Origin of the sequence: Pontibacter russatus (assembly GCF_009931655.1) — a bacterium.
GTDB classification, from domain to species: Bacteria; Bacteroidota; Bacteroidia; order Cytophagales; family Hymenobacteraceae; genus Pontibacter; species Pontibacter russatus.
The window spans coordinates 1,090,992-1,116,251 of the sequence record NZ_CP047984.1 but is presented as its reverse complement, the minus strand read 5'-3'; the positions used below and the strand labels follow the sequence as shown (position 1 = coordinate 1,116,251).

Annotated in this window: 19 protein-coding genes; 6 read left to right on the top strand and 13 right to left on the bottom strand. The window is 56.1% G+C overall.

Translation table 11 applies throughout. From position 1 onward, the window contains the following. Nucleotides 1–217 precede the first annotated feature (217 nt). Both GSQ62_RS04620 and GSQ62_RS20620 read right to left on the bottom strand, forming a co-directional pair. Nucleotides 218–1,336 carry a glycoside hydrolase family 28 protein gene (locus GSQ62_RS04620; protein ID WP_202621840.1) on the bottom strand — a complete coding sequence of 373 codons (1,119 nt, stop codon included), beginning with the start codon at nucleotides 1,334–1,336 and terminating at the stop codon, nucleotides 218–220. A 23-nt stretch (nucleotides 1,337–1,359) separates the two neighbouring features. After that, nucleotides 1,360–1,593: a hypothetical protein gene (locus tag GSQ62_RS20620; RefSeq protein WP_202621839.1), complete on the bottom strand. Its 234-nt coding sequence runs from the start codon at nucleotides 1,591–1,593 to the stop codon at nucleotides 1,360–1,362. Nucleotides 1,594–2,470: 877 nt separating this feature from the next. Here GSQ62_RS20620 and GSQ62_RS04615 point away from each other — a divergent pair. Continuing rightward, nucleotides 2,471–3,862, top strand: a complete 1,392-nt coding sequence (locus GSQ62_RS04615; RefSeq protein WP_202621838.1) for a sialate O-acetylesterase — start codon at nucleotides 2,471–2,473, stop codon at nucleotides 3,860–3,862. Nucleotides 3,863–4,112: 250 nt separating this feature from the next. Here GSQ62_RS04615 and GSQ62_RS04610 read toward each other — a convergent pair whose 3' ends face one another. The 11 genes from GSQ62_RS04610 to GSQ62_RS04560 form a co-directional block, all read right to left on the bottom strand. Further along, a complete protein-coding gene (locus tag GSQ62_RS04610) occupies nucleotides 4,113–5,399 on the bottom strand; it encodes a DUF4302 domain-containing protein (RefSeq protein ID WP_161888420.1) in 1,287 nt (428 codons plus the stop codon). A 37-nt stretch (nucleotides 5,400–5,436) separates the two neighbouring features. After that, nucleotides 5,437–6,282: a zinc-binding metallopeptidase gene (locus tag GSQ62_RS04605; protein WP_202621837.1), complete on the bottom strand. Its 846-nt coding sequence runs from the start codon at nucleotides 6,280–6,282 to the stop codon at nucleotides 5,437–5,439. Nucleotides 6,283–6,292: 10 nt separating this feature from the next. Next, a complete protein-coding gene (locus tag GSQ62_RS04600; protein WP_161888419.1) occupies nucleotides 6,293–7,747 on the bottom strand; it encodes a RagB/SusD family nutrient uptake outer membrane protein in 1,455 nt (484 codons plus the stop codon). Nucleotides 7,748–7,751: 4 nt separating this feature from the next. Then, entirely contained in the window at nucleotides 7,752–11,150 is a 3,399-nt protein-coding gene (locus GSQ62_RS04595; protein WP_161888418.1) for a SusC/RagA family TonB-linked outer membrane protein, read from the bottom strand. A gap of 226 nt (nucleotides 11,151–11,376) precedes the next feature. Continuing rightward, the gene (locus tag GSQ62_RS04590; RefSeq protein ID WP_161888417.1) at nucleotides 11,377–11,994 is read right to left on the bottom strand and encodes a hypothetical protein; all 618 of its coding nucleotides are present in this window, start codon (nucleotides 11,992–11,994) and stop codon (nucleotides 11,377–11,379) included. A gap of 274 nt (nucleotides 11,995–12,268) precedes the next feature. Beyond that, entirely contained in the window at nucleotides 12,269–13,153 is an 885-nt protein-coding gene (locus tag GSQ62_RS04585) for a hypothetical protein (protein WP_161888416.1), read from the bottom strand. Nucleotides 13,154–13,569: 416 nt separating this feature from the next. Then, nucleotides 13,570–14,982: a sugar MFS transporter gene (locus tag GSQ62_RS04580; protein WP_161888415.1), complete on the bottom strand. Its 1,413-nt coding sequence runs from the start codon at nucleotides 14,980–14,982 to the stop codon at nucleotides 13,570–13,572. A 367-nt stretch (nucleotides 14,983–15,349) separates the two neighbouring features. Continuing rightward, the gene (locus tag GSQ62_RS04575; RefSeq protein WP_237586984.1) at nucleotides 15,350–15,721 is read right to left on the bottom strand and encodes an STAS domain-containing protein; all 372 of its coding nucleotides are present in this window, start codon (nucleotides 15,719–15,721) and stop codon (nucleotides 15,350–15,352) included. Nucleotides 15,722–15,749: 28 nt separating this feature from the next. After that, nucleotides 15,750–16,094: an STAS domain-containing protein gene (locus GSQ62_RS04570; protein ID WP_161888414.1), complete on the bottom strand. Its 345-nt coding sequence runs from the start codon at nucleotides 16,092–16,094 to the stop codon at nucleotides 15,750–15,752. A 594-nt stretch (nucleotides 16,095–16,688) separates the two neighbouring features. Further along, complete coding sequence (locus GSQ62_RS04565) at nucleotides 16,689–18,380, bottom strand: M1 family metallopeptidase (protein ID WP_237586983.1); 1,692 nt, start codon at nucleotides 18,378–18,380, stop codon at nucleotides 16,689–16,691. Nucleotides 18,381–18,595: 215 nt separating this feature from the next. Continuing rightward, nucleotides 18,596–18,880 carry a GNAT family N-acetyltransferase gene (locus GSQ62_RS04560; RefSeq protein WP_161888413.1) on the bottom strand — a complete coding sequence of 95 codons (285 nt, stop codon included), beginning with the start codon at nucleotides 18,878–18,880 and terminating at the stop codon, nucleotides 18,596–18,598. A gap of 544 nt (nucleotides 18,881–19,424) precedes the next feature. Between GSQ62_RS04560 and GSQ62_RS04555 the strand changes: the two genes are divergently transcribed. The 5 genes from GSQ62_RS04555 to GSQ62_RS04535 all read left to right on the top strand — a co-directional run bounded on the left by GSQ62_RS04555 (nucleotide 19,425) and on the right by GSQ62_RS04535 (nucleotide 25,095). Beyond that, a complete protein-coding gene (locus GSQ62_RS04555; RefSeq protein ID WP_161888412.1) occupies nucleotides 19,425–20,573 on the top strand; it encodes a galactokinase in 1,149 nt (382 codons plus the stop codon). Between the two features lie 169 nt (nucleotides 20,574–20,742). Beyond that, complete coding sequence (locus GSQ62_RS04550) at nucleotides 20,743–21,768, top strand: UDP-glucose--hexose-1-phosphate uridylyltransferase (RefSeq protein WP_161888411.1); 1,026 nt, start codon at nucleotides 20,743–20,745, stop codon at nucleotides 21,766–21,768. Nucleotides 21,769–22,138: 370 nt separating this feature from the next. Then, complete coding sequence (locus GSQ62_RS04545) at nucleotides 22,139–23,047, top strand: Gfo/Idh/MocA family protein (RefSeq protein ID WP_161888410.1); 909 nt, start codon at nucleotides 22,139–22,141, stop codon at nucleotides 23,045–23,047. A gap of 182 nt (nucleotides 23,048–23,229) precedes the next feature. Continuing rightward, entirely contained in the window at nucleotides 23,230–23,565 is a 336-nt protein-coding gene (locus GSQ62_RS04540) for a hypothetical protein (RefSeq protein ID WP_161888409.1), read from the top strand. Nucleotides 23,566–23,760: 195 nt separating this feature from the next. Further along, nucleotides 23,761–25,095, top strand: coding sequence for an NAD(P)/FAD-dependent oxidoreductase (locus tag GSQ62_RS04535; protein WP_161888408.1), 1,335 nt, complete (start codon nucleotides 23,761–23,763; stop codon nucleotides 25,093–25,095). Nucleotides 25,096–25,260: the final 165 nt, after the last annotated feature.

Here is a 25,260-nt window from a genome sequence, read left to right as displayed (position 1 = left end):
CAGTGCTTGCTTAGGCTAAGAGCAATTTTATATCCTCATCTTCCAATCAAGATAGAAAGGTTTTGTCAAGGCTCCTAATCAAACTTGTTAGATATACTTCTCCTATATAGGTACCCATAAAACAAGGAGAACCGGTATTACCCGGTTCTTCTTGTTAAAACTCTTCCGTCATAAATAAAGCGGAATATTCCTCGGGACTCGGACAGTAGAGAATGAGCTATATTGATTCCCTTATTCCAGCTTTAAAAAGCAGTAAAAAGAGCGACTTCGGCCTGTTGCATATATAGCGCGTTAGTTTCAGGTTGATGGTCGTGCTGTTCTGGACTTCTAGCTTGCTGCCGTCTTTCGTGTCGATGGCCACATCCTCGAACTTCCAGTTTCTGGCATGAGAGATTTCTCCTGCTGTTTTAGCGTCAATCTCCATGTCGCTCAGGTGGAGGCCTTCTATATAAGACTGCGGAATACCAGCAGCAGATATGGCCTTGGCAGCATCTTTTACCTTTATATCGGATATATATACCTCCCTGAAATGGGGAATGCCGCGCTCTTCCGGCTCTACCTGCTGCAACATGGTCTTCCAGTGCTGCGGAATGGTTTCATAGCTATAGCCCTCTGGTAAGGTAGAATAACTGTAGCTCGGGTTCCAGTTCATCGACACCTCTATCGGTACCCTGATGCCGTCCATCTCGATGTCCTGTATATAGATGTTTTCGACGGTGCCGCCCCGGGTGGTCGCAGACTTAAAGCAAATGCCCACACCGGTGCCTTTGGCCTTCAGGTTATGCGCCACTACGTGCCGGATGCCCCCGGATGTTTCGCTGCCAAACGTGATGAGCCCGCCCCCAGCGCGCGAATTGCAGTCCCGGATGAGCACGTATTCGGTAGGGCGATTCACGCGAAGGCCGTCCCAGTCGCTGCACGCTTTCAGGCAGAAGTTGTCGTCGTTGCAGTCGATGTCGCAGTTCTGCACCAGTATATAAGTCGAGGAGTCAATGTCGATGCCGTCGGTGCTGGGGCCGTGCCCGTCGATGTTGTTCTGAATCACCACACCGTCCACTGTTATATGGTCGGAATACAGGATATGAATCGTCCTGAAGCCAGCCTGTTTCATCGTGATGTCTTTAATAATGACGTCAGAAGACTCCGAAACCAGCAGCGTGCGCGGGTGCTTGGCATCGTAGTCTAAAATCCAGCGCAGCTCCTTTGGTTCGTACTCTTTGCGCATGTTCCAGTATAAATCCCAGAATTGCTTGCTCTGCGCATGCACCACGCCTTTCCCCGATATGGCCACGTTTTCCTGGTCCAGCACATTGATCAGCGCCGAAGGCCACCTCATTTCAATGCCTGCCACTCGGGTGTCTATCTCCGGGTAGTCTGCAGGTTCTGGCTCCCTAATAGCTGCACGCCTTCGTCTAGCCGCAGCTGCACGCCCTCCTTTAAATAGATGGAGCCCGTGAGGTAATCGCCTGGCTTGAACGTGACAATACCTCCGCCTTTGGCAGCACAGGCCTGAATGGCTTTGGTATTGCGTGTTTTCCCGTTGTTTACCGCGCCATATTTTGTCACTTCATATACTTTCTTCTTCGTAGGCATTTTTTCGCACCTACTTCCTGCAGCCATGCCAGCTTCGGCAATCCGCCCTGCACAGGTTTCTCCTGAAAGCTGATAAAGGCGAAGCAACACACGAAAAAAGGACGAAGGTGATAAAGCTATCATGTCTCATAAGGAAGTTCTAATGTGGCGGGTGCTAAAATTCAGGATGCAAAGCGGCTGTTTTACCGCTCTCTAATATTAGGTAAATGAGGTAGAATTCCTATCCTGCGCTGTCCTGTCTTATCCCTGCTGCAAGAAAAGTACATGGGCCGTGTCAGGTTTATATGCTTTCTCTTGCTGCAATACTTTTATCAACAAGAGTTTACGCATACTCGCTGTGCAAGCATGTACGAACCACCCCTGCCCCTCCTTGTCATAGTAGAGGGCCCCTACCCCAGGAGGGGAGCTTTTCTTACTCCTTCTCCTTGAGTCCGTGACTCAAGCTATATATCAAGTGCATGAATTTATAAGATGAGTTTCAAACTGTAGAATTCACCTAAAATACCTTCAACTATAATCTTTGAAGTTTGAGGAGGCAGTAGTAGACTCCCCTCCTTAGACAAGGAGGGGCAGGGGTGGTTGGATAGATATGTATCATCCATTTGATACTACTGCACCCCTGCAAATTTATGCCCGCACCCTATACCACAGGATAGTCATGTGAGCAGGAGATGTTAAATTACGTTCAGATAGATAAAAGCGAAATCAGATGGGTATAAGATTCAGAAGATGCCTTGGCTTGTGCCTGCTGCTGTTGCTGCTCCTGAGTAACAGGTTGTATGCTGACATTAAACTTCCCGCCCTGCTTGCCGATAACATGGTGTTGCAACGGGACACTTCGGTCACGCTGTGGGGATGAGCCGACCCGGGAGAAACAGTGCAGGTAACCGGAAGTTGGAAAAATAAAACAGCAAAAACGGTCGCGGACGCAGCCGGCAACTGGCAGGTAAAACTGAAGACACCCAAGGCAGGCGGACCTTTCACGGTTCGTTTTAAGGGGAAGAACGAGATACAGCTGGAAAATGTGCTGTCAGGCGAAGTATGGGTTGCCTCTTGCCAGAGCAACATGCATTTCCCTGTGGCGCCGATTGAGAATTCCGGCTGGGCAACGGGTGTGACAAACTATGAAGAAGAAATTGCGAAAGCGGACTATCCGCAGATAACGATGTTTACAGTGGCGCGCGAAGTAGCCGATGAGCCGCAGCAGGATGTGGAAGGCAACTGGCAGGTCGCCAGCCCGGCCACCGTCGGGGATTTTTCGGCCGTGGCCTATTTCTTTGCCCGGGAGCTATATGAAAAGACCGGCCTGCCGGTAGGCTTGATTAATACCTCGTGGGGCGGCACGCCCGCCGAAGGCTGGACACAAAAGGAGGTGCTGGAATCTGACGCTGACTTCCGGCCGATACTGGAGCGGTATGCGGCGGATGTAAAGAAGTACCCGGAGGCGATAGCGATATATAAGCAGGAACTTGCGCAGTGGAAAAGAGAGGCGGAGGAGGCGAAGGACAGAGGCGAAGCGCCTGCGGCCGCCCCGCGCGAGCCCATGCGGCCGAAGCACCACAAGTCGCCCTACAAACTCTACAACGCCATGATAGCCCCGCTGCTGCCATATACCATCAAAGGCGCTATTTGGTACCAGGGCGAGTCCAATGCCGACAGGGCTTACCAGTACCGGAAGCTTTTTCCGGCCATGATTAAGAACTGGCGGCAGGGCTGGAAGAGCGATTTTCCGTTTTATTTCGTGCAGATTGCCCCACACCGCAGTCAGCGGCCGGAAATCCGGGAGGCACAACTGCTGACCATGCAGACCGTTCCCAACACAGGCATGGCCGTTGTCACGGATGCTGGCGACTCGCTGGACATTCACCCCCGAAACAAGCAGGTAGTCGGGGAACGCCTGGCACTGTGGGCGCTGGCAAAGGATTATGGGCAGAAGCAAACAGTTTATTCAGGCCCCGTCTACAAATCCATGCAGGTGGCGAAGGATAAAATCATGCTGTCGTTTGACCATATAGGCGGCGGCCTGGTAGCGAAGGGGGGAGAGCTGAAGGAGTTCACCATTGCCAGTGCGGACCAGCAGTTTGTGCTAGCACAGGCGAGGATAGAAGGGGACAAGTTGGTGGTCTGGAGTGAGAAAGTAAAGAACCCGGTGGCGGTACGGTTTGCTTGGGAACGGATACCCGAGCCGAATCTCTACAACAAAGCCGGACTGCCCGCCACGCCCTTCCGCACAGACACTTGGCCAGCAGAGACTTACGGGAAGAATTAAATGGAAGTACTATATACCTGATGGTACTCAAGCTCTCTTTTGTCACCCCTTTTAAGGCAGTTTATATATGGAGGCGCGAGTTTGCAACTCGTGCCTCCATATATAAACTGCCTAGCATGGCCGGAGGCTAGGGAAAAGGAAGTCTTAAGCAAGGGCGCTCGCGCTTTACCTTTACTTGAAAAGCAGCTATATGCAAATGGTTTTCACTAAAGTTTTGGGGCTAATACGCACACATGTATACGCACCAGTATCACTCAAAGCTGATCCACGTTTTAGCGTCTTTCGCACTCACCAAATCAAAGGATGCTGGACCGGTCTGGATAACATAGTAGCCTTCCGGGATGGTCCATTGCTGCGTAAACGCTTCCACAATGGAAGCATGTTCTGCTGGCACTTCACCGAACATCCCCAGTTCATAGTAAACGATTCTGCCGTCCAGGGTAAAGCTCGAAACCGCTTCCAGCCCATAGTTAACGCTGTTCCCAAAAACAAAGCCCATAATGTCAAAGGTGGTGCCATCATCAGTATCGTACTTCGGCCAGTAAATCAGAAATGAGAAACCGGGTAGCGTACTCAGCTTAAAAGCATCCTCCACACCCTCCACAGTAAAGCCCGCTGTAAACCAGTAAGCGCCAGTGGGTGGGTTATTATAAAATCTTCTGGCTGCCTGTGCATCTATATTCGCCGGTTTGCTGGCCTCCTGTATACTGCCGTCCACACCGTTCACCGCCAGGCCTATTCTGCTTTCTGAGGCGTCATATTCCAGGTCTGTGAAGGTTGAAATGGTTAAATCGCCTATATGGAGGGCCTGCAAAAGTATGACGCCTTCCGGCATGTAGTAATAGCCGGTGGTAAACGTCTTCACCTCATTGCCTTCGTCGTACGTAATCGTGATGGTCCGGAGAACCGTGTTCACTTTTATATCAAACGCCTGTCCGCCTACCCGCAGTTGCTTGAAGTACAGGCTGAAATTGTTGATGCCCTCAAAAGCCTGGATGTTCTCGTAGATGCTGCTGATGTAGCTGGCGGCTTCGTCAGCGGTGGCCCTGACCAGCACCAAGCGGCTGTCGTGGTAGTTGCCCGTCAGGACGATGGAGTCCGGAGAAACCTGATCAAACGAAAACTCATAGTCGGAGGACCTGCCCTGGCCCCACTCGCCGCCGCTCTTCGTCGCATCCGGATCGGCCAGTACGTGGAGATAGGTGTAGGTGTCGAACAGCAGGGAGGGCTTCTGGGCCGCTTTCAGGCGGTAGGTGCTCTCCAGGGGTGTGGTCGCTGCCGCTGCGCTGATATCACCCAGCGTCACCACGCGGTCGTTTTCCTTGAAGTTGAACAGGAAACTGTAGGCAGAGCCGCCCTCCGGGTACAGCGTGGCTTTCCAGCCGTGCTCCGCGCCAACCAGTTGGGCCTTGTAGGCGCTCAGTACCTCATTCAAGCGTTCATCCGGTCTTTCGCCGGGCGCCGGGTCGTTGTCGTCTTTCTCGCAACCCGACAGCAGGGTGACCAGCAGCAAACCGAACAGCATTATCTTTCGCATACGCATTTTATATATAGGTATGGGCGCCTGAGCAAATTTACAGGGCCTCAATAGCATCCTGAGACCTTTCCTGCAGCCTGTAGAAGTCGATGTTCCAGGCTTCCTTGAAGTAGCGGACCACCACCTGCTCCTTCTGCCGCAGCGACTCCTGCGCCGGTGCCGGAAGGCCTTCCACAATTTCATCAAACCCGTCTTCGCCTTCTATCAACATGATCGATACCATCTCCACAAAGTCATCGTCGGGGTTGCTTCGGGCATACTCGGTAATGAAGCCGCGCGATCGGGCATCGTCCAGTGAAAAATCGTTCCAACTGGCGGTGTAGCCCGGCGTGATGCGCTTGAACTCCTCGGGGTACATGATGGTCTGGTGCAGGATATGGGCGAACTCGTGGTGGATGGTGTGCAGCATCTGCTTCACCTCAGACTCCAGTTTCGGGTCGAAGTCGTTCACCACAAACAGCACCACCTTGCGGCCTCCTTCAGCCGTTCCGAGCGTGATGGTGCCGTTGGAGTTATACTCCGCGCTGCCGATCAGCACAAACTGCTTCGGGGCCAGGCGCTTGATAAAGGCGTCGCCAGCCTCCTTTTCGTAAGGCTCAATCCACGTTTTCCGGATGGTTTCCATCACCGGGATCACCTTGTCTTCCCTTACCGGGGCCAGCACCTTGTTCAGCGCGACCTCATACCGGTCGAAGCGATATTTTACCTCTATATTAAAGGGAACCACAAAGTTCTCGTGGAGCCAGTCATCCAGGGGGCCTTTCGCCCATGTTTCGCCGCCGAGGTCCGGAAGCGGAGTGTCGGCCTCGTCCTCTTTCTCGCAGGCCGCCAGCAGGCTTACCGCAAAGAGCAGCAGGAATAATCGGATATAGGTCATGTTCATGTCTTTCGCTTTAGCGTGGGTTCGGCTCCAGTCCGGCCAGTTCGGTCTCCTGGGGCAGTTGCAGCACCCGGTGCGGGTCGCCCGGTTCAGAAACGATCAACTGCCCATCAATTGTGGGGTGCTCCACCCTGATTTTATGCCGCAAGATATCAAACCAGCGCATGCCTTCCTGCACAAATTCTGCCGCTTTAAAATCGAGCAGTGCGGCCATGAGAGCTGCCTCCTCATCGCGGGTGCCGTAGAATGCCCGGAGTTTATCATTCGAGATTCTGTGCGCGGAGGGGCTGTAGTTCTCGATGCGGGTGCTGGCAAACAGGTTCAGGTCGTCTCTGGCAGCCTCCTTGTTGCCTAATTGCAAGTGGGCTTCGGCTCTGTTAAACAGCACTTCCTCGGCGGTAAACAGCGGGAAGATGGTATAAGGAATGCCGATTTCTGCGTTCACGTCCTCGCGCACAAAGTGCTCCCGGAACTTCAGGACGAGCCAGTTTTCATCGCCCTGGGTATATAAAGGATACACCCAGGTAGCCCCCGTCACGTTCTCGCTCCGGAACAAATAGTTGACGATAGGGGTGGCCAGCCCATACCGGTAGCGCCCATAGTTGCGAGCCCACAGGGAGGGGGCCTCCACCAGCAGCAGGTTGGAGTTCTCCGTTGCCTGTGTATATATGGCCAGCCCTTCGTTTGCAGTCAGGGTGCTGTACACGCCCACCCAGGGCCTTAAGTTCGGCCCGATATCGCCTCCGGGGAAAACCTGGTTGGCATGTTGTATCACCTTCTGATAGTCCTGTTTGAACAGGTAAAACCGGGCGGCAAAAGCATGGGCCGCAGACGTGTTAAAATGATATTTCGGCACGCGGTAGGCGTTGTTGTTGATAAGGGGCAGGCCTTCTGTTAAATCTTTCTCGATTTGCTCATATACATAGGCCACCGTCCTGCGCTCATACTGCTTCAGCACCACGTCCTCAGGCTCTGTCACGTAGGGGATGCCGGGGTCGGAGGCGGCGGTGGCCGGGTCATATATGTTCGCAAAAAGGCTGACCAGCATGAAGTGGGCATAGGCCCTGGCAACCAGCGCCTCTCCTTTCTGGGCGCTGAACGCGTTCGGGTCGGGAGAATTTCTGATTGCCTCCAGCGCATGGTTGGCGGCGGCGATGGCGGCATAACTGGCGTTCCAGTAATAGTCCGGTGAGCCCTGATCCCTGGACTCCACCTCCTGGTAAAAATAAGGGTTACGGTTTACCTCGTCTACCTCCACGTTTCCGGGGCCTTTGTCCAGCGCCAGGTCCGACATCGCCTCCGTGAACGTGACATAGTCCGCCTGGGGGTAAGCGGTAGCCAGCAACTCGCTTATCTTTTCCCCGGTGTCCAGCTTCGTCCGCTGGTCCACGGCCTGCTCCAGGTAGTCTTCACAGCCGGTGGCCGCAAAAAGCGAGGCAAGGCAGGTATATATAAATAGCTTTCTCATGATATCAAAGGCCTGCTTTCAGGGATAGGGTGAACTGGCGGGGAACGGGCATCGCCACCCCTCCGGCGCCGAAGAATTCCGGGTCCTGCCCGTTCAGTCTGTCATCGGCATATATCAGCCACAGGTTGTTCGCCACCAGACTGACCGAGAGGCTGTTCAGGCCTATGGCCTTGACACGTTCAGTTGGTAAATTATAGGAGAGTGTTACATGCTTCAGCCGCACAAAATCACCGTCCGCCACACGGGCAGTAGAATAGTTGTAGTTGTTATAGGGATAGGTGCTGCCAAGCTCCGCCACCGCTACCCGGTCCAGGATAGAAGGAACGTTGGTGGCCGTCTCGTCCCCCACCAATATCCAACGATCCAGGAAGCTGTAGGGTGTGGCATCCAGGTCGGTATATGTAGATTTGAAGGCGGGGTCCAGCCTGATTTTGTTGCCGCCGCTGTAGGTTACCAGGCCCGAGAGCGTGAAATTCTTATACCGCAGTGAGTTAAACCAGCCACCGTTCACAACCGGGTCCACGGGTCCTTCATATATCAGGTGCTCCGTCTCGTCGCTTTGCAGGTACACGTCGCTGCTTCGTTCCCCCTCCTCGTTGATGAAAAGAGGGGAGCCGTTCTCCGGGTCAAGCCCTTCAAACTGGATAGAGAACAGGCCCCTGTATGGATAGCCTTCTTTAGGGCCTCCCTCCGGCGTCACCAGCGACCATATATCCGGGTTGTTCTTCAGGTTGGTGATTTTCCCCTCGTTGTAACCGAAAGTCAGCTGTGAACTCAGCCCCCAGTCAGGGCCTTCCACGATGCCGCCGTTCAGCATCACCTCCACCCCCTGCGATTCCATGTCTGCGTAGTTGGCGATCTTCACGCCCTCGCCGCCAATGCCCGATGTTCTGATCAGGCCTATCAGGTCGAACGCGTTCCGGATATAGCCATCCACCGTTACCTGTAGCCTTTCGTTGAACAGGCCCGCGTCCACGCCTACGTTGGTTTCATACTGTTTTTCCCATGTCAGCTCCGAGTTCTCCAGGTTCTGGATATATATCATAGACTCCACCTCCGTCAGGTAGGGCCTTCTGGTGCTGCCGCTCTGCAGCACCAGGCTGGAGTTGGTGGCATTGCCCATGCTGGCCGTCAGGCCGTAGGTGGCCCGCAGGGTCAGCCGGTTCACGATGTCCTGCTGCTGCATAAAAGGCTCGGTGTCGATGTTCCAGGAGCCGCTCACGTTCCAGGTGGGCAGCCACCGTGCCGTCCGCGACTCCCCGAGTAGATTTGACCCGTCGTAGCGCACGGTGCCGTTCAGATTGTACTTGCCGTTGTAGGAGTAGGCCCCGTTCGCCATATAGGCCAGAAAGCGGTCATAGTTCAGGTTCATGCCATAATAATTGAAGTTACCCTCCACGCCCTGCTTGATGATGTTGGGGTCTATATAGGGCACACCGCCTTTATCGTACTGGTAGCCGTAGCCGTTGAAGAATTTGCTCTGGCGGTCGGCATAGCGCAGCTCCTGCGAGGCGAACAGCCGGACGGTATGGACATCGCTGAATGTTTTGTCCCAGTCCAGGGTGTTGCGGAGGTAATAGCTTACCAGATTGTCGTCTTTGGTGTTGTAGAAGCCGCCGTAGGGCAGCACCACCACCGGTTGGGCCTCGGGGTTGTCCGGGTCGCGGTACAGGAATTTGTTCCTTTCCTGCACGGTGGCATCGTCAGCGGCGCGGTAAGCCAGCGCCATGTTGGCGTTTTCCCGCACCTTGTGCTCCCGGGTGGTGTTGGCGTAGCGCAGGGCCCCTGAGAAATTGTACTGCAGGTTCTGGAATATTTTGTAGTTGAAATCGGCCTGCAGCTTCAGGTCCAGCACCGATATATCGAGCGTGTTGTTCTCCAGTTCGTTCAGGATGTTGAAGGGGGCAAAGTTGCGCCTGAAATACTCCAGGTTGCCTGCGTCGTCGTAGGGCGTGAGCGTGCGGCTGCTGGTCAGGGCATAATTGAAAGGGTTGATGTCGAAGTCGCGGTTGTACGCGCCGGTCACCGGGTTGCTGATGCGCTCTATCACCCCGGGCGCCTGCTGATCGCGGATGGAGCCCTGCGTGATCAGGCCAAGCGAGACTTTGTCGGAGAGGTTAAAGTTGGCCCGCGCGTTGCCGGTAAAGCGCTTCACCTGGTCGGCCACCGTCCAGCCTTCATCCTTCAGGAAACTGCTGGAGAAGTACAGCTGTGTTTTCTCGGTGCCGGAGGAGATGCTGACGGAGTGTTCCTGCATAAAGGAGTTCTTGAACAGCACGTCGAACCAATCGGTGTTGGCCCTGGCGTAGCGCTCCAGAAAGGCGCCCCTGGCTTCCGGCGTGTTCTCCAGCCCGAAGGTGCCGGTTTCCGGGTTGTAGGTGTTGATCAGGTCATACATCTTGGTGAAGACGCCGCCGTTCTGGCTTCGGGAAACATCGGAGTGGTTCAGCCAGCCCTTGCGCTGCAGCTCCAGGTACACCGACATCTGGTCGGCCGAGTTCATGATGTCGAAGGTGCTGTAGGTGGGCTTGAGGTAGGTGGAGAAGTTGCCGGTATAGGAGACCAGCGGCTTGCCGATGCGCCCTTTTTTTGTCGTGATCACCACCACGCCGTTCATGGCACGCGCCCCGTACATGGCCGTGGCGGAGGCGTCTTTCAGTATCTGGAAACTCTCAATGTCCTGCGGATTCAGGCCCGCGACAGAAGAGCCGATCAGGGTCGCCGGGTCGCCGGTGGAAAGCTGCTCGTTCGAGACATTCACCACATCCTCCAGGATAATGCCATCCACGACCCAGAGGGGCTTGTTGTCGCCGGTGATGGAGGTGGCGCCGCGCACCCGTATCTTGGGGGCAGCTCCGAAAGTGCCCGACACGTTTTGCACCGACACCCCGGCCACGCGCCCTTCCAGCATCCGGCTGACGTCTGTGACGCCTTCCCGCTTGGCGTCCTCGCCGGTGAGCAAGGCCGCCGACCCGGTAAACATTTTGCGGTCGATGGTCTGGTAGCCGGTCACCACCACCTCGCGCAGGGCATTGTCGCTTTCCTTCAGGGTCACGTCTATATTCGTCCGATTCTCCACGCTTACATCCTGTGTTATATAGCCTATCATGGAAAAAGTCAGCACGGCGCCCGGCTGCACCTGCAACTGAAAATCGCCATTGATGTCGGTGGAGGTGCCGTTGGTGGTGCCTTTCTCCAGCACGGTTACCCCCGGTGAGGGCTCAGCAGCCGTTCCGCTGGCTGGCTGCAGCTTCACAGTGCCGGTGACGGTAACCCTTTCCTGTAGCTCCTGGGCAGGCGACGTATTCTGAGCCTGCACGGGGGAGGGGGATATAGCTTGAACAAGGGCCAGCAACAGCAACGACGGAAACCAGGCCTTCGGATTTTTCTGGGTATGCTTCATGGAGACGTAGCTCTGCTCAGGTGCAAGTGGTTGACATAGTTTGAGTTTTTGCGTCGGCTTCCTGCTGCTGCAGCGATGCCCCGCTGCGCTGCAGCCCGGGTTGCCTCCCGGAAAAAGCTGCCGGGGCAGCAGCGGCTGTCTGATCTGCAATGCCGGCGGCTATATATAGCTGCTTCAGAAACAAAAGGTTTGCCTGAGCCACCACTGCAGGCGGCTCAGGCATTTATTATTTTATATTGATTTTCTGAACATCGGCCTCCGTGATGTTGAAGAAATCGGCCACCTCTCCGTAATTGCTGAAATCTACCGGAGGCCCGGCGGTTCGTCCCCCATCCAGGAAATCACCCGGAATGATAACCACCCGGAAGCCCTGCTGCGTAGTGAGCCCCGCAATCTGCTGGGCAGACAGCGTTGCCAGATCGAACTGGGAGTCGATATAAATCAGCACCTCAGCCAGGCTGTGAAGGAAATTATACTGAATGATTCTGTTCGCATCGATCAGGAGCGTTTCCGGAAGCGGGCTCCACAGCAGGACGTTAGCGTCATTAGCATCTTTGTAACCTCCTCTGAACCTGTATACCAGCACCACATCCGATTCTTCCACCTCAATCTCATTCTGAGCGAAATCCACCAGGACAGCGTAGACGCCACTCGAATCCTGCTCAAAATCGGCGGGAAACTCAAACACCTGCGCCTTGCCGGATTCCCCGGGCTCACCCTGCGCTCCGGTTGGCCCTGCCGGTCCCTGTGGTCCTGCCGGACCCGGAGGCCCTTCGTCTCCTTCGCACGAAACCTGCCCCAGTGCCACAGCCAGCACCAGGATAAATTGTAAGATTTTTCTCATAATTAAATCGTTAGATGGTTATAGATGTTAGAAGGTAAATGAACAAGCACCTGCGGTAAAAGTTGAATTGTTTAATATACGCATTATTTGTATATTCTACTTTAATCATACTAAAATACTTGCCTCAGCCAAGCCTGCAGGAGCTTTTTCGCCGTTTTATGGGTTGGTAGAGAAGAAGAGGAAGCGGGGCGATACATGGATTTACATATAGCCAGAGGCGGTACTGCATTCACACGGTACTGCCTCTGGCTATACAGAATAACAGGCTGGCAATTTAATACCTCTCTCTATAGCTGCGGCCCCAGTCGTCACCTCTGTCGCGGTCGAAGGTACGGCCCCGGTTCTCGCTCTTGAAGTAGTTGCTGCCGGAGCGGTTGTCGTTCCAGCCCTGGTTCCTGTCGCCGTAGCCGCCGCTGTAGTAGCCGCTCATGCCATATGGCTCACTGCTGTAGCCACTGCCCCCGTACAGGCCATGACTGCCGCTGCCGCCGCTGCCGCCGCTGCCGCCGGAGCCATAGTCTTCCCTTGAACTGCGGCTGTAGCCGCTTCCCATATAGTTGCCCTCGTAGCCGCCATAGTTAGGCGAGTTGTAGCCGCCACGGCTGCTGCCCCGGTAGGCGCCGCTGCCCGCGTTGTAGCTGTCCTCATCAAAGGCATGGCGGCTCCCATCAGACCTCCCAAACCTACTGGAACTGCCGGAGCCGTACCTGTCGCGGTCGCTGTTGTAAGCATCCCGGCGGTAGTCAGAGCGGTAATTGGACCCGCCGTAGTTAGAGCCGCGGCTTTGCCTGGCCTGGCCGGAGGAGCCCATGCCGCTGTAGTAATTGTAGCCGGTTCTGCTTTCGTCGGGGTGCTGCGAGGCATAGCCGCCCCTTTCGCTTCCGAAGCCCTGTGCCCCGCCGTAGCTGCCCATGTTGCCGTAGTTGCGGGAAGTGCTGTAGGTGACGCTGTTCATGCCGCGGCCGGACATACGGCGCGAGCCGCCCATCTCGTTGCCCTGGTTGCCCCAGGTGCCCGCATTTCCCTCGTTGCCGTAGCCTCCCCGTGCCGAGGACCCGTAGTCGTCGAACCTGTATCTGTCCTGCTCCGGGTGCCGGTAGCGTTCGGAGCGGTGCGTCTGGAAGTTGCCTTCGTGGCGGTCATTGAAATTGCTGTTCATAGCTTTGAGATTAAGGTTAATAAAAAAGCGGTATACAGTATTTCTAACGGACGCGGGCAGCGGGGGTTTGCCTTGGCGGCACATTCGGGCGAGGGGGTTCCGCTAACGGGCTGCTGCGCGTTTCAGAGGCTGGCTTGTAGTCGGGTGCTGCCGTTCGTAAATTCTTAAGAGGAGGGAACCGGAAACTCTACCAGCAGCAGACATTCCAGCGCCAGCACCCGTCCCGGCAAGAGCCATATATGGCATCAAGCCATATATAAAGACATTGACAGGCCGGCCGCAGAGCGGTGGTGCGCCACATCAGCTCTGCCGCTACAGCAGGGCTGCTATATATAGCATCTTGATGAATTTGCCCCACAGCAGAAGAGCCGCCGGAATGACTCCGGCGGCTCTTCTGCTGTGGGGATGGGCGCTGGCTAGGCGTCTATGGGTTTTATTTTATATCCCGCAAAACCATAGTAAACGATGTAGGCGTAGCACACCAGGGGCACCAGGAAAGACAACTGCAGGCTGCCCGTGGAGTCGGCCACCAAGCCCTGCAGCGGGGGTATGATGGCACCGCCCACAATGGCCATCACCAGCAGCGACGAGGCCTGGCTGGTATGGATGCCGAGCCCCTCGATGGCGAGCGTGAATATAGTCGGGAACATGATGGAGTTGAACAGGCCGATGGCGATGACGGACCACATGGCCACGGCACCCTGAGCAAAGCACGTCAGCAGGAGCAGCACGATGACGGTGGAGGCGAAGAAACCCAGCGTCCGGCTCGGCATGAAACGGCCCAGCAGCAGCACCCCGAAGTTCAGGGCAATCAGGCCCAGCGCAATCAGCGCCTCGTTCAGGCCATATATGCTGAAGAGCAGCACAAATGCCACGGCGCTGATTGCGCCGATGATCACGTACTTGTTGCTGTTGTTGCGGAACTGCGCCAGCGCCACGGCACCGAAGAAACGGCCCACCATGGCCCCGCCCCAGTAGAAGGCAAGAAAGTGGCCCGCCTCCGCCTCGTCCAGACCGGCAATCTCCGGGAGCCGGAAGAAGTTGATAAGGGCGCTGCCAATGGACACCTCGCCGCCCACGTACATGAAGATGCAGATAATGCCCAGCACCAGGTGGCGGTGGCGCAGTGCCCCCGCGTCCGGAACCAACTGCTCCTCACCGCTCTGGATGCGCGGCAGCTTCGCGATTTTGATGAGCACGGCAATGGCAAGCAGCGTGGCCGCCAGGCCCAGGTATGGCAGTTTCACCGAGTCTGCGGAGCCGCTTTGCACCGCGTCAACGCCCTCAAAGATAAGATAGCCGCCGATGATGGGAGCCACCGTGGTACCCAGCGAATTCAGGGCCTGCGTCATGTTCAGGCGGCTGGCGGCTCCTGCAGGCGGGCCGAGGATAGCCACATAGGGGTTCGCCGCAATCTGCAGAATGGTGATGCCCGAGGCCAGTATAAAGAGCGCCAGCAGAAAAAATCCGTAGCTCAGCAGGCTGGCGGCCGGCACAAACATGGCGCAGCCGACGGCGGCCACCACCAGCCCCACAATGATGCCATTCTGATAGCCGATTTTTTGAATCGGGTCGCCCTTGGTGATGGAGACGATGAAGTACAGGAGCGAGATAATGAAATAGGCCCCGAAAAAAGCCGTCTGGATGAGCATCGCCTGCCACAGTTGCAGCGTGAACACCTGCTGTAGCTTGGGGATGAGGATGTCGTTCATGCATGTGATAAAACCCCACATGAAGAAGAGCAACGTCACGGTTACCAGAGGCCCCCGGTAGTTGCGCGACGGTGCTGCGGTGTATTCTTTTTGTGCTTGTTGAGAAATTCCGGCCATAAAATTTAAATGCTGCTATATGAGTAAACAAGTGATTTTCCCACAGATTATGCCGTGACACGGTTGCCGCACACCCGCCTCCCATATGGCGCTCCCTGACGCACCGCCTATATAGCCGTCGGCGCAGGGGTTGTACAGCGGCAGACTGAACGGAACGCTTGCGCATGGGCATGGTGCGGCACAGGCGTGTTTTGCGGTGTTCAAGTTAAAGTCTTTATTCTACAAATACCAACTCGCCCGCCTGCACGCGTTGATTATATTTTGGTTGGCAAGAGTATATGTAGACATTTCTTGCCTTTGCGAAATAGAGCAAGTGCGCTTACGGTTGCATGAAGCCTGGGGCAAAGGTGCGGGAGGGAAAAGCAGGTTACGCGCGGCGCGAGGTCGCCGCAAGGGCCATGGCCTCCTCTTTGGAGGCGGCCACATTCAGGACTTTGTCCATGCCCAGCACCTCAAACACATTCCTGATTTTTGGTTGCATGCCGAAGAGGGTAAGGTTGGTCTGTTTGAGGAGGCAGAGGTGGTAAACGGAGAGAATCACCCCGATACCGGCGGAGGATATATAGGATAACTGGCTGCAGTCTATCAGCAGGCAGGCCATGCCGGACACTGCTGCGCCCTCCAGCACGTTGCTTGCCACAACGGAGGAATGTGCATCCAGCTCGCCTTTCAGGCTCACAATTATACCGCCGTCAACGGGCATTATATCGGTGGCGAAATGTCGGAGGGATGTATTCATCAGCAGCTTGTTTTATGGTATACGTCCTTTACGATTGGCTCCTGCAGTAGTGGTACGCCTCCTGCAGGCCCTGAACAATACATAATACGCTGTTTAGCCCCGTTCTGTCTATAACAGCCTGCACTCCGGGATGTACGCGGTAGAAAACAAGGTTGATTCCCGCCACCTCGGCGCTGCTTGTCTGGGAGAGCACAATGCGCAGGGCCTCTGTGGTTACAGCCGAGAGGTGCTCGCAATCCACCAGCACGTTGTGGACACCGGCGGCCTTTGCCGCCACAATCGCCTGCTTCAGCTGGAGGCAATCCTCCGCATCAAGGCAGCCGCTCGCCGTTACGAAAAAACAATCCTGGACCTGCTGCACTGTCACAGCCATGATGTCGCCTCCTGCAAAAGTGAACGTTATATGCAAATATCAATACACCTGATGATATTATTATTTGTATGAAATAAAGCGCGATGACAGAGCCAGGCGGGAAACAGCATAAGCCGGGCACGGATGTGTGCCAGGTCAGGCTGAAGGTGTACAATAGGGTTGGGGCGCCTCAAGCACCCATCATCGGCGCCCCACCCTATGTACCAAAGCTTTTACTCAGAGAGCGCATGAAGCAGCGCCGGAGATAAAATTCTAACCAACCTAAAGAATCCTTTTCCGGCTTCTTGCTTCGTGCTGCCTAATTGTACGGCGAAAGTAGAAGTACGCTGCCATCCGTGCCCGATGCGGTTGCTTTTTGAGGGTTAATACAGCTTTAAAACGGGTATTTCAGTATATATACCTATCTCCCTAAGCTGGTGTGAGACAGAAAAGCGGGCCGCGGTAGATTGAGCTATTCAGGCTAATGAAAAAGAGGCGGCACGCGCTCTTCGGTGGATTCACTTGCCTCCCATTTTAGACCTTCCGCCCGGAACGGACAGCCAGCGGCGGCTTCTAACCGGATGAACCTGGGCTTTGTTGCTGGTATCCGGGTAATCAGATAGAACGTACTTTTGCCGCTGTCACGTAGAAGTTGCGGTCCACCTCCAGTTTCGCCTTTTTCGGGGCCTCGTCCAACACTTTCCACTCGGTTGTCGGCGCCAGCCACTTTTCCTGCCTGTTTATATATACTTTCACCGGCATCGCAAACCCAGGCACGCAGTTGCTCCAGCGGTACATGAGTTTACCGTCCTGCTGGCTGTACTCCAGTTCCGGGATGCGCACACCGCGGAGGTACTGGTCGAAGAAGGGCTGCAGGTCGCGGCCCGTATGTTGGCTCAGATAGCCCTCAATCTGCTCCGTTGTCACGGTCTGGTGGTAGAATTCCTGGTTGAGCCCGCGCAGGATGCCACGCCATTTTTCATCATTGTTTACAAACTGGCGCAGGGTGTGCAGCATGTTGGCGCCTTTATAGTACATGTCGCCGGAGCCGGTGCGGTTCACGTTGTAGGGGCCGATGATGGGGCGGTCGTTCTCGATGTGGGCGCGCTGCCCGATCACATAATCAGCGGCGGCCTCTTTGCCATAGTAGTAGTCCACAAACAGGTTTTCGGAGTAAGTGGTGAAACTCTCGTGTACCCACATGTCCGCGTAGTCCTTGTAGGTGATGTTGTTGGCGAACCACTCGTGCCCCGACTCGTGGATGATGATATAGTCGAATTTCAGGCCCCAGCCCGACCCGCTCAGGTCGCGGCCCAGGTAACCGTTCTGGTAGCCGTTGCCATAGGTCACGGCGCTCTGGTGCTCCATGCCCAGGTACGGCACCTCCACCAGCTTGTAGCCGTCCTCGTAAAAAGGGTAGGGGCCGAACCAGTGCTCAAACGCCTTCAGCATGCGGCCCACGTCCCTGAACTGTTTTTTCGCCTTGTCGAGGTTGCCGCGCAGCACGTAATAATTGCAATCTAGTTGCCCCTTCTCCCCGGGGTATTTCTCGGAGAAGTGTACATAATCTCCCACGCTCAGGTTCACGCCGTAGTTGTTGATGGGGTTGCTTACGAACCAGTGGAACGTGCTGCTGCCGTCGGAGTGCTTCTCCACGCGGCGCAGGCGGCCGTTCGACACGTCCATCAGGCCTTCCGGCACCTTCACGCTGATCAGCATGCTGTCGGGCTCGTCGTACATATGGTCTTTGCAGGGCCACCACAGGCTGGCGCCGTCGCCCTGGTTCGAGTTGGCCACGAAGGGCTTGCCGTTAGCGTCGTGCTGCCAGGTAATGCCGCCGCTCCAGGGCGGGTTCTCGCTCACCTGCGGCTTGCCGCCAAAATATACCTCCACCTGCTTCACCGCGCCCGGCTCCTGCGGCTCCGCGAGTTGCACGAAATAAGCGTTGCCGTCCTGCTGCACCGGCAGTTCCTTGCCGCCCTGCGTCACTTTTGCCAACCGCATCGGGGGCTGCAGGTCTACCTGCATGCGCTGCTGCGGCTCCAGCACTTTGTACCGGATGGTGTTCACGCCCCGGATGTTGCTGTCGGCCGGGTTAACCTCAATGTCGAGATGGTAATAGGTGAGGTCCCACCAGGCGCGTTCCGGGGTGATGCTGCCGCGCAGCGTGTCCTGCCGGGTAAATGTTGGCGTCTGGGCCCGGGCTTGTGCTGCAGCAAAACACAAGGCAGCACCCAGGAGCAGGCGGGAAATGGCAGACGTAATGGGTTTTTTGTTCATGATGGTTCCGGGGCAGTCAACAGGCATGCTTTATATATGGATGAGGCGCCCCGTGGCGGAGGTGACGCCGCAGCTAAAATAAGCTTTTGCAAGGGTTATGCCAAGCAGCATTGCCGGAGCGGGGGCACAAGAGATGTCATCGGGATATATAAATCGGTGCGGCGCAGGATTGCAGGCGTGGATATATAAAAACCGCTGCCGGGCACAGCAGGTACGGCAGGGGTTTTTATATATGGATAATGTTATTCCGGCTGTACCAGGTCCTCGTAGTCGGGGTGGCGCTTGATAAACGCCCCCACCACCGGGCAGGAAGGCACCACCTGGTAGTTCTGGGAGCGGGCATAGTCAAGCCCCGACTGCACCAGCCTGTCGGCGTATCCCTTGCCGCGGCCTCCCTCCGGCACAAACGTATGGTCAAAGTCCATCACGCCGCTTTCGGGGTACGTGTAGGTGAGCTCGGCTTCGTCTCCGGCTATTACTGCGTAGAAGCGGAGGTCTTCCTCATCGTGAATGATATCTAAATCCATGGTCTCTTATCGTTAAAACTTCAGACATATACGCGCCGCAGCGCCGGGCGTTGGGCTTCCGGCAGAGCGGCGGCGGTTCCGTTTCAATTGGGGAGGGGCATCACATCAATCGGATGTGAGTAAGCCGTGCCGTAATTCCTTTTGTTCAGGACTTTCTCAGGGAAGGTCCGCAGGAGGTGCAACTGCCCGCCTACAGCACGGTACTGCTGAAAGACTGATTTATATATGCAGCGCCAGCCTCTCCTGCCATATGCACAGCCGCAACTGCGAATGGCTCGTTATATATGTAACCTGGAAAAATCTGGCTGCGCTATCCACGGAAGCCTCTCCTTTCCTGTGTGATGGACAACGTGTCGGAGGCCGCACAAGAGCGCTTGTGGCTTGCTACCTGCCACAAGTGTCCTTTTTCTGAAGACAAAGCCAAAGGCAGGCCCTGCGTTTTGGCGCGTGCGGACAGCAAGATATAAGTAAATTTAGTAGCTTTAGCGGCTTGTGTAAAACTACAACGCGGGTTGCTGAGGCAGCTCTGCACAATCATAGAACTATGTTAAAAGAGATTGAAGCGAAATTCAGGGAGCTATATAACCAGGAGCCGGTGGTGGTGCGGTCGCCGGGGCGGGTGAACCTCATCGGCGAGCACACCGACTACAATGAAGGCTTCGTGCTGCCGGCCGCCATCAACAAAGAGATGTTTTTTGCCATGGCGCCCAACGGCACCAACACCTTCCGGGCCTACTCTTTCAACCTGGAGGAACGGGCTGATTTTGACCTAAGCCAGGTAAAGCCATCCGACATGGGCTGGGCCAACTACCTGCTGGGCGTGGTGGCGCAGTTGCAACGGGCTGGCCATAACGTGAAGGGGTTTGATGTAGTGTTCGGCGGCAACGTGCCGATTGGGGCCGGGCTATCCTCGTCGGCAGCCCTGGAGTGCGGCATGGCCTTTGGCCTGAACGAAATCTTCGGCTTCGGCATCGAAAAGCTTACGCTGGTGAAGATGGCCCAGAAGGCAGAGCACGAATATGCGGGCGTGATGTGCGGCATCATGGACCAGTTCGCCAGCATGTTCGGCAAGCGCGACCACGCCATCAAGCTCGACTGCCGCTCGCTGGAGTACGCGTACTACCACCTCGCCATGGAAGACTACCGCATCGTGCTCTGCGACACGCAGGTGAAGCACTCGCTGGCCTCCTCGGAGTACAACACGCGCCGGAAGGAGTGCGAGGCGGGCGTGGCCATCCTCCACAGATATTACCCGGAGGTGCTGAGCCTGCGCGGCGCTACGCTGGACATGCTGGCGCAGCACCAGCAGGAGTTTGACCCGGTGGTATACAGGCGCTGCACCTATGTGGTGAGCGAGAACAACCGGGTGGAGGCCGCCTGCGCCGACCTGGCCAGGGGCGATATGAAATCGTTCGGGAAAAGAATGTACGCCTCGCACGAAGGCCTGCAGCACGATTACGAAGTGAGCTGCCCGGAACTTGATTTCCTGGTGGAGCAGGCAAAGCGGTCAGACAAGGTGCTGGGGGCGCGCATGATGGGTGGCGGCTTTGGCGGCTGTACCATCAACCTGGTGCAGATAGACGCCCTGGATACTTTTGTGCAGCAGATGGAGCAGGCATACCAGCAGCGGTTCGGCATCACGCTTAAAACATATATAGCCGAGATTGTGGACGGGAGCAGCTTTGCTGAGTAAAGACAAGCATCCGGCCAGCCTATAGAAGTACCCGGACAAAGTTAACCTACACATTCTATAGAAGCATCACAGGTATTAAAATACTGGTGATTGGATTAATGCGGCACAAAAGGTCTGGTGTCCTGACACCTGCTACTTGTGTCCTTTTTCAATATAACTGAAAAACAAGATGGAAACTTTTGATTTGGCGGAACATCCGCACCGCAGATATAACCCGCTCTCCGGCGAGTGGGTGCTCGTGTCGCCGCACCGGGCCAAAAGGCCGTGGCAGGGGCAGCAGGAGGAGGTCCCGAAAGAGAACCGTCCGGCATTTGACCCCGCCTGCTACCTGTGCCCGACCAACAAGCGGGCCAGCGGCGAGCACAACCCCGACTACAAATCCACTTACGCGTTCGACAACGACTTTGCGGCGCTGCAGCCGGGCACGCCCGGCGGCTCGTACGCAAAAGGCGGCCTGCTGCGGGCCGAGAGCGAGCGCGGCATCTGCAAGGTTATCTGCTTTTCGCCGCGCCACGACCTGACGCTGCCCGACATGGAGGTGGAGGACATCCGGAAGGTGGTGGACCTGTGGCAGCAGGAGTATGAGGAACTGGGCATGCTGGATTTTATCAACCACGTGCAGATTTTCGAGAACAAGGGCCAGGTGATGGGCTGCAGCAACCCGCACCCGCACGGGCAGATATGGGCACAGAGCACCATCCCGGCGGGCCCGGCCCGCGAGACGCAGCACCAAGCCAAATACTACAGGGAGCACGGGCGCAGCATGCTGGAAGACTACCTCGCTATCGAGTTGGAGGAAAAAACCAGGGTTATATATGAGAACCACCAGTTCGTGGTGCTGGTGCCGTTCTGGGCGGTGTGGCCTTTCGAGACCATGATCCTGCCGCGCCGCCACATCGGGCACATCGGGCAGATGGACGATGCCGACAAAACCGCCTTTGCCGATGCCATCAAGCGCCTGACGATGGCCTATGACCGGGTTTTCAACGTATCCTTCCCGTATTCCGCCGGTATCCACCAGCGCCCCACCGACGGGCAGGAGCACCCGGGCTGGCACCTGCACATGCATTTCTATCCGCCGCTGCTCCGCTCGGCCTCCGTCAAAAAGTTTATGGTCGGCTACGAGATGCTGGGCGACCCGCAGCGCGACATCACCCCCGAAACCAGCGCCGAGCGCCTGAGAGGCTTGGTGTGACAATGAAACGCCAGATCCATATATAACGCCTCAGCGGGCGGGTATGCCAGAAATAGAAAAGTAGGTCATTCTGGCACTGCCATATATAAAACGCCCGTACAACCAACAGTGCGGGCGTTTTATATATGCCCAATCGCACCACGAACTGCTTCTGAAACCGAATCAGTTTATAAACCGAATCAGTTCATAAAAGTACCCGTTGAAATCAACCTACAGGCTTCATAGAAACATTACAAGCTTTAAAACATGGGCAGCTTGCTGGGTGCGACGTAAAAGTCTCCTTTCCCTATACCTGTGTCCGTTTACTTATAGCACATCCAACGCAAAGCCCCGGAAACAGGTATAGGGAAGTCACGCTATATATAACACCATGCTGAAATTAGGAATCATCGGTCTGGGCGATATCGCCGGCAAAGCGTACCTGCCGGTTTTGAGCGGCCGGGAAGACATCGAACTGCACCTCTACACCCGAAACCAGGAGAAACTGGCCCATATCGGGCAGCGGTACAGGTTCGCCCATCTGCACCAAACCCTCGACGCGCTGCTGCACAGCGGCATCCGGGGCGCTTTCGTTCACGGGGCCACCGACGCCCACCCGGAGCTTGTGGAACAGCTGCTGCGGCACGGCATCCACGTTTACGTCGACAAGCCCATCACCTACCATTATGCCTCCACCAGCCGCCTTGTGGAAATGGCCGAACAGCGGCACCTGATCCTGATGGCGGGCTTTAACAGGCGCTACGCCCCCGCTTACCGGAAACTGAAGGAACTGGAGGCGCCCAACATGGTGCTCATGCAGAAGAACCGGGCAAACCAGCCTGCCGACGTGCGCACCTTCATCTTCGACGACTTCATCCATGTGGTGGACACGCTGCGCTACCTGTTCCCATATCCGGTGGAGGAACTGCGGGTGAGCGGCAGAATAGAGGAGGGGCTGCTGCACCATGTCACGGTGCAGTTTCTGGCGAAAGGCGCTACCGCCATCGGCCTCATGAACCGCGACAGCGGCACTTCGGAGGAGCGGGTGGAGGTAATGTGCGCGACGGAGAAACGCATCGCCACCCAAGTGTCAGAACTCGTGGTCCGCAGCGGCGCAAATGAAACAAAACTGGGCAGCAGCGATTGGGAGCCCACCCTGCACAAGCGTGGCTTTGAGCAGATCATAGCAGCATTCATCAGGGCGGTGCGCACCGGCGAAGCCCCCGCAAACTTGACAGCGGACAATCTGCAGACGCATGAAATCTGCGAGCGGATAGTGGAAGAACTGCTGCAGGAGTGATCCATATAGGCGGTAAGCTGCGGATTGTAACTCCTGACCATATATAAATCCTGCTGTACACCCCCGACTGGGGGTGTACAGCAGGATTTGAGTCGTTTTTCGGCTGTTCCCGCCATATTGGCCTCATTCCCCGGTGCTTTCTGCGTATAGGGAATATTCCGTGAGACCTAAAGGCTATAACAATGGAGGACAAAGTAGAATTAAAATCCCTGGTCAATGTGCTCGCAAAGGTGAGGAGTGCGGGATATAAGCTTGATTTCAGAGTGACGGAGGAGGGCAGCCTGAGCACCATAGACGGCAGGCAGCAGTTCGCACCCGACCAGGTGCAGATCGTGAACTTCTACCGTTTTGAGGGAGAGAGTAACCCGGATGATATGTCGATCCTGTATGTGCTGGAAACCACCTCCGGCGCGAAAGGAACTATCTCCGATGCCTACGGCACTTACTATGACGAAAAAGTCGAGGCTTTTATGAGGCAGGTGAAGGACTACGGCAAGAACCTCGACACGAGAATCTGACCGTACGGGCCCGCCGCTGCAATGCCGGAGGCTACTCTTGGTGCAGGCGGTGGGGGCGGCGTGCCCTGGCCACAGGCCCTTCAACCATAACGGCAGCAGTCCGTCTCCGTAAATGTTGCGGTAGGGCTGCTGCTTCTATATAGGCACCCTGCCGGGCAGCGGGAGAGCTGTGGCCCAAGTTATATCGCTTTATATATGACGCAACAGACAAGGATAGAACATACAGGGAAGCCCCGCGTGCTCATCATCGGGGGAGGCTTTGCGGGGATAGAACTGGCCAAGGCGCTGCGCGGCGCGGAGGTGCAGGTGGTGCTGGTAGACCGCGAAAACTACCACACCTTTCAGCCGCTGCTCTACCAGGTGGCGACGGCCGGTGTGGAGGCGGACTCCATCATCCACCCCTTCCGGAAAATCTTTCACGACCAGCAGAACTTTTATTTCCGGCTCGCGGAGGTGGAGCAGGTAGACACGGCCAACCGCATGGTCGAAACCTCCATCGGGCTGATCGAATACGATTACCTGGTGCTGGCCACGGGTGCCACCTCCAACTTTTTCGGGGACAAGGTGATGGAGGCCAAAACCATCTCGATGAAGAGCCTGGATGATGCGCTGACGCTGCGTAACACTATTCTGCAGAACTTTGAGAAGGCACTGCAGGTGGCGGACGAAGAGCAGATAAACAGCCTGATGGACTACGTGATCGTGGGCGGCGGGCCGACGGGGGTGGAACTGGCCGGGGCACTGAGCGAGCTGCGCAAGCACGTGTTCCCGAAAGACTACAGGGAACTCAACTTCTGCGACATGGACATCCACCTGGTGCAGAGCGGCCCGGTGCTGCTGAAGGGCATGTCGGAGGAGGCCTCGAAGGAGGCGCTGAAATACCTGGAGGATTTTGGGGTGAAGGTGTGGCTGAACCGCCGCGTGAAGTCCTACGACGGCTACACCGTGTACCTGGACTCTGGGGAAACGCTGATCAGCCGCACCGTGATATGGGCGGCGGGCGTGTCCGGGGCACCTATCCAAGGCATCCACCCGGAGAGCGTGCTGAAGGGGAACCGGCTGCAGGTGGATGCCTATAACCGCGTGGCGGGCTACGACAATATATTCGCCATCGGCGACATTGCCGCCATGGTGACGCCCGAGAACCCGCAGGGCCACCCGATGCTGGCGCAGCCCGCCATGCAGCAGGGCCGCCTGCTGGGAGAGAACATCCGTAACATGCTGGCAGGAGAACCGATGAAGGCTTTTGACTACAACGACAAAGGCGCCATGGCCACCGTGGGGCGCAACCACGCCGTGGCCGACCTGAAGCTCTTCCACAAAGAGATCAAGACCCAGGGCTTCCTCGCCTGGCTCATCTGGATGTTCATCCACCTCATCTCCCTCGTGGGCTTCCGCAACAAACTGATCGTGAGTGTCAACTGGTTCTGGAGCTATTTCACTTACGATACCGGAAACCGCTTCATCCTGGGCAACAAGCAGGAAAACATCCCCGTGGAGGAAACCATCTCGCACAAGGCGGTGGTATAGCCTGCAAGCCTGGTAATGGATGCTGTGCAGGTAGTGCCATACATGCGTCGCGTGCATCTCATCACGCCATATATCATACCCTATATAAAGAAGCCTTTTCATGCGCCGCTGCGTAGGTTGAAGGAGAGGGCTGTGTTTTACTGCCCTTCTTTTTTAACCTATATC

What these genes read in the sequence shown, in the direction of transcription:
- GSQ62_RS04620 (WP_202621840.1), bottom strand. Translation starts at nt 1,336, where the DNA reads ATGAGGTGGCCTTCGGCGCTGATCAATGTGCTGGACCAGGAAAACGTG.
- GSQ62_RS20620 (WP_202621839.1), bottom strand. Translation starts at nt 1,593, where the DNA reads ATGCCTACGAAGAAGAAAGTATATGAAGTGACAAAATATGGCGCGGTA.
- GSQ62_RS04610 (WP_161888420.1), bottom strand. Translation starts at nt 5,399, where the DNA reads ATGCGAAAGATAATGCTGTTCGGTTTGCTGCTGGTCACCCTGCTGTCG.
- GSQ62_RS04605 (WP_202621837.1), bottom strand. Translation starts at nt 6,282, where the DNA reads ATGAACATGACCTATATCCGATTATTCCTGCTGCTCTTTGCGGTAAGC.
- GSQ62_RS04600 (WP_161888419.1), bottom strand. Translation starts at nt 7,747, where the DNA reads ATGAGAAAGCTATTTATATATACCTGCCTTGCCTCGCTTTTTGCGGCC.
- GSQ62_RS04595 (WP_161888418.1), bottom strand. Translation starts at nt 11,150, where the DNA reads ATGAAGCATACCCAGAAAAATCCGAAGGCCTGGTTTCCGTCGTTGCTG.
- GSQ62_RS04590 (WP_161888417.1), bottom strand. Translation starts at nt 11,994, where the DNA reads ATGAGAAAAATCTTACAATTTATCCTGGTGCTGGCTGTGGCACTGGGG.
- GSQ62_RS04585 (WP_161888416.1), bottom strand. Translation starts at nt 13,153, where the DNA reads ATGAACAGCAATTTCAATGACCGCCACGAAGGCAACTTCCAGACGCAC.
- GSQ62_RS04580 (WP_161888415.1), bottom strand. Translation starts at nt 14,982, where the DNA reads ATGGCCGGAATTTCTCAACAAGCACAAAAAGAATACACCGCAGCACCG.
- GSQ62_RS04575 (WP_237586984.1), bottom strand. Translation starts at nt 15,721, where the DNA reads ATGAATACATCCCTCCGACATTTCGCCACCGATATAATGCCCGTTGAC.
- GSQ62_RS04570 (WP_161888414.1), bottom strand. Translation starts at nt 16,094, where the DNA reads ATGGCTGTGACAGTGCAGCAGGTCCAGGATTGTTTTTTCGTAACGGCG.
- GSQ62_RS04565 (WP_237586983.1), bottom strand. Translation starts at nt 18,380, where the DNA reads ATGCCTGTTGACTGCCCCGGAACCATCATGAACAAAAAACCCATTACG.
- GSQ62_RS04560 (WP_161888413.1), bottom strand. Translation starts at nt 18,880, where the DNA reads ATGGATTTAGATATCATTCACGATGAGGAAGACCTCCGCTTCTACGCA.
- GSQ62_RS04555 (WP_161888412.1), top strand. Translation starts at nt 19,425, where the DNA reads ATGTTAAAAGAGATTGAAGCGAAATTCAGGGAGCTATATAACCAGGAG.
- GSQ62_RS04550 (WP_161888411.1), top strand. Translation starts at nt 20,743, where the DNA reads ATGGAAACTTTTGATTTGGCGGAACATCCGCACCGCAGATATAACCCG.
- GSQ62_RS04545 (WP_161888410.1), top strand. Translation starts at nt 22,139, where the DNA reads ATGCTGAAATTAGGAATCATCGGTCTGGGCGATATCGCCGGCAAAGCG.
- GSQ62_RS04540 (WP_161888409.1), top strand. Translation starts at nt 23,230, where the DNA reads ATGGAGGACAAAGTAGAATTAAAATCCCTGGTCAATGTGCTCGCAAAG.
- GSQ62_RS04535 (WP_161888408.1), top strand. Translation starts at nt 23,761, where the DNA reads ATGACGCAACAGACAAGGATAGAACATACAGGGAAGCCCCGCGTGCTC.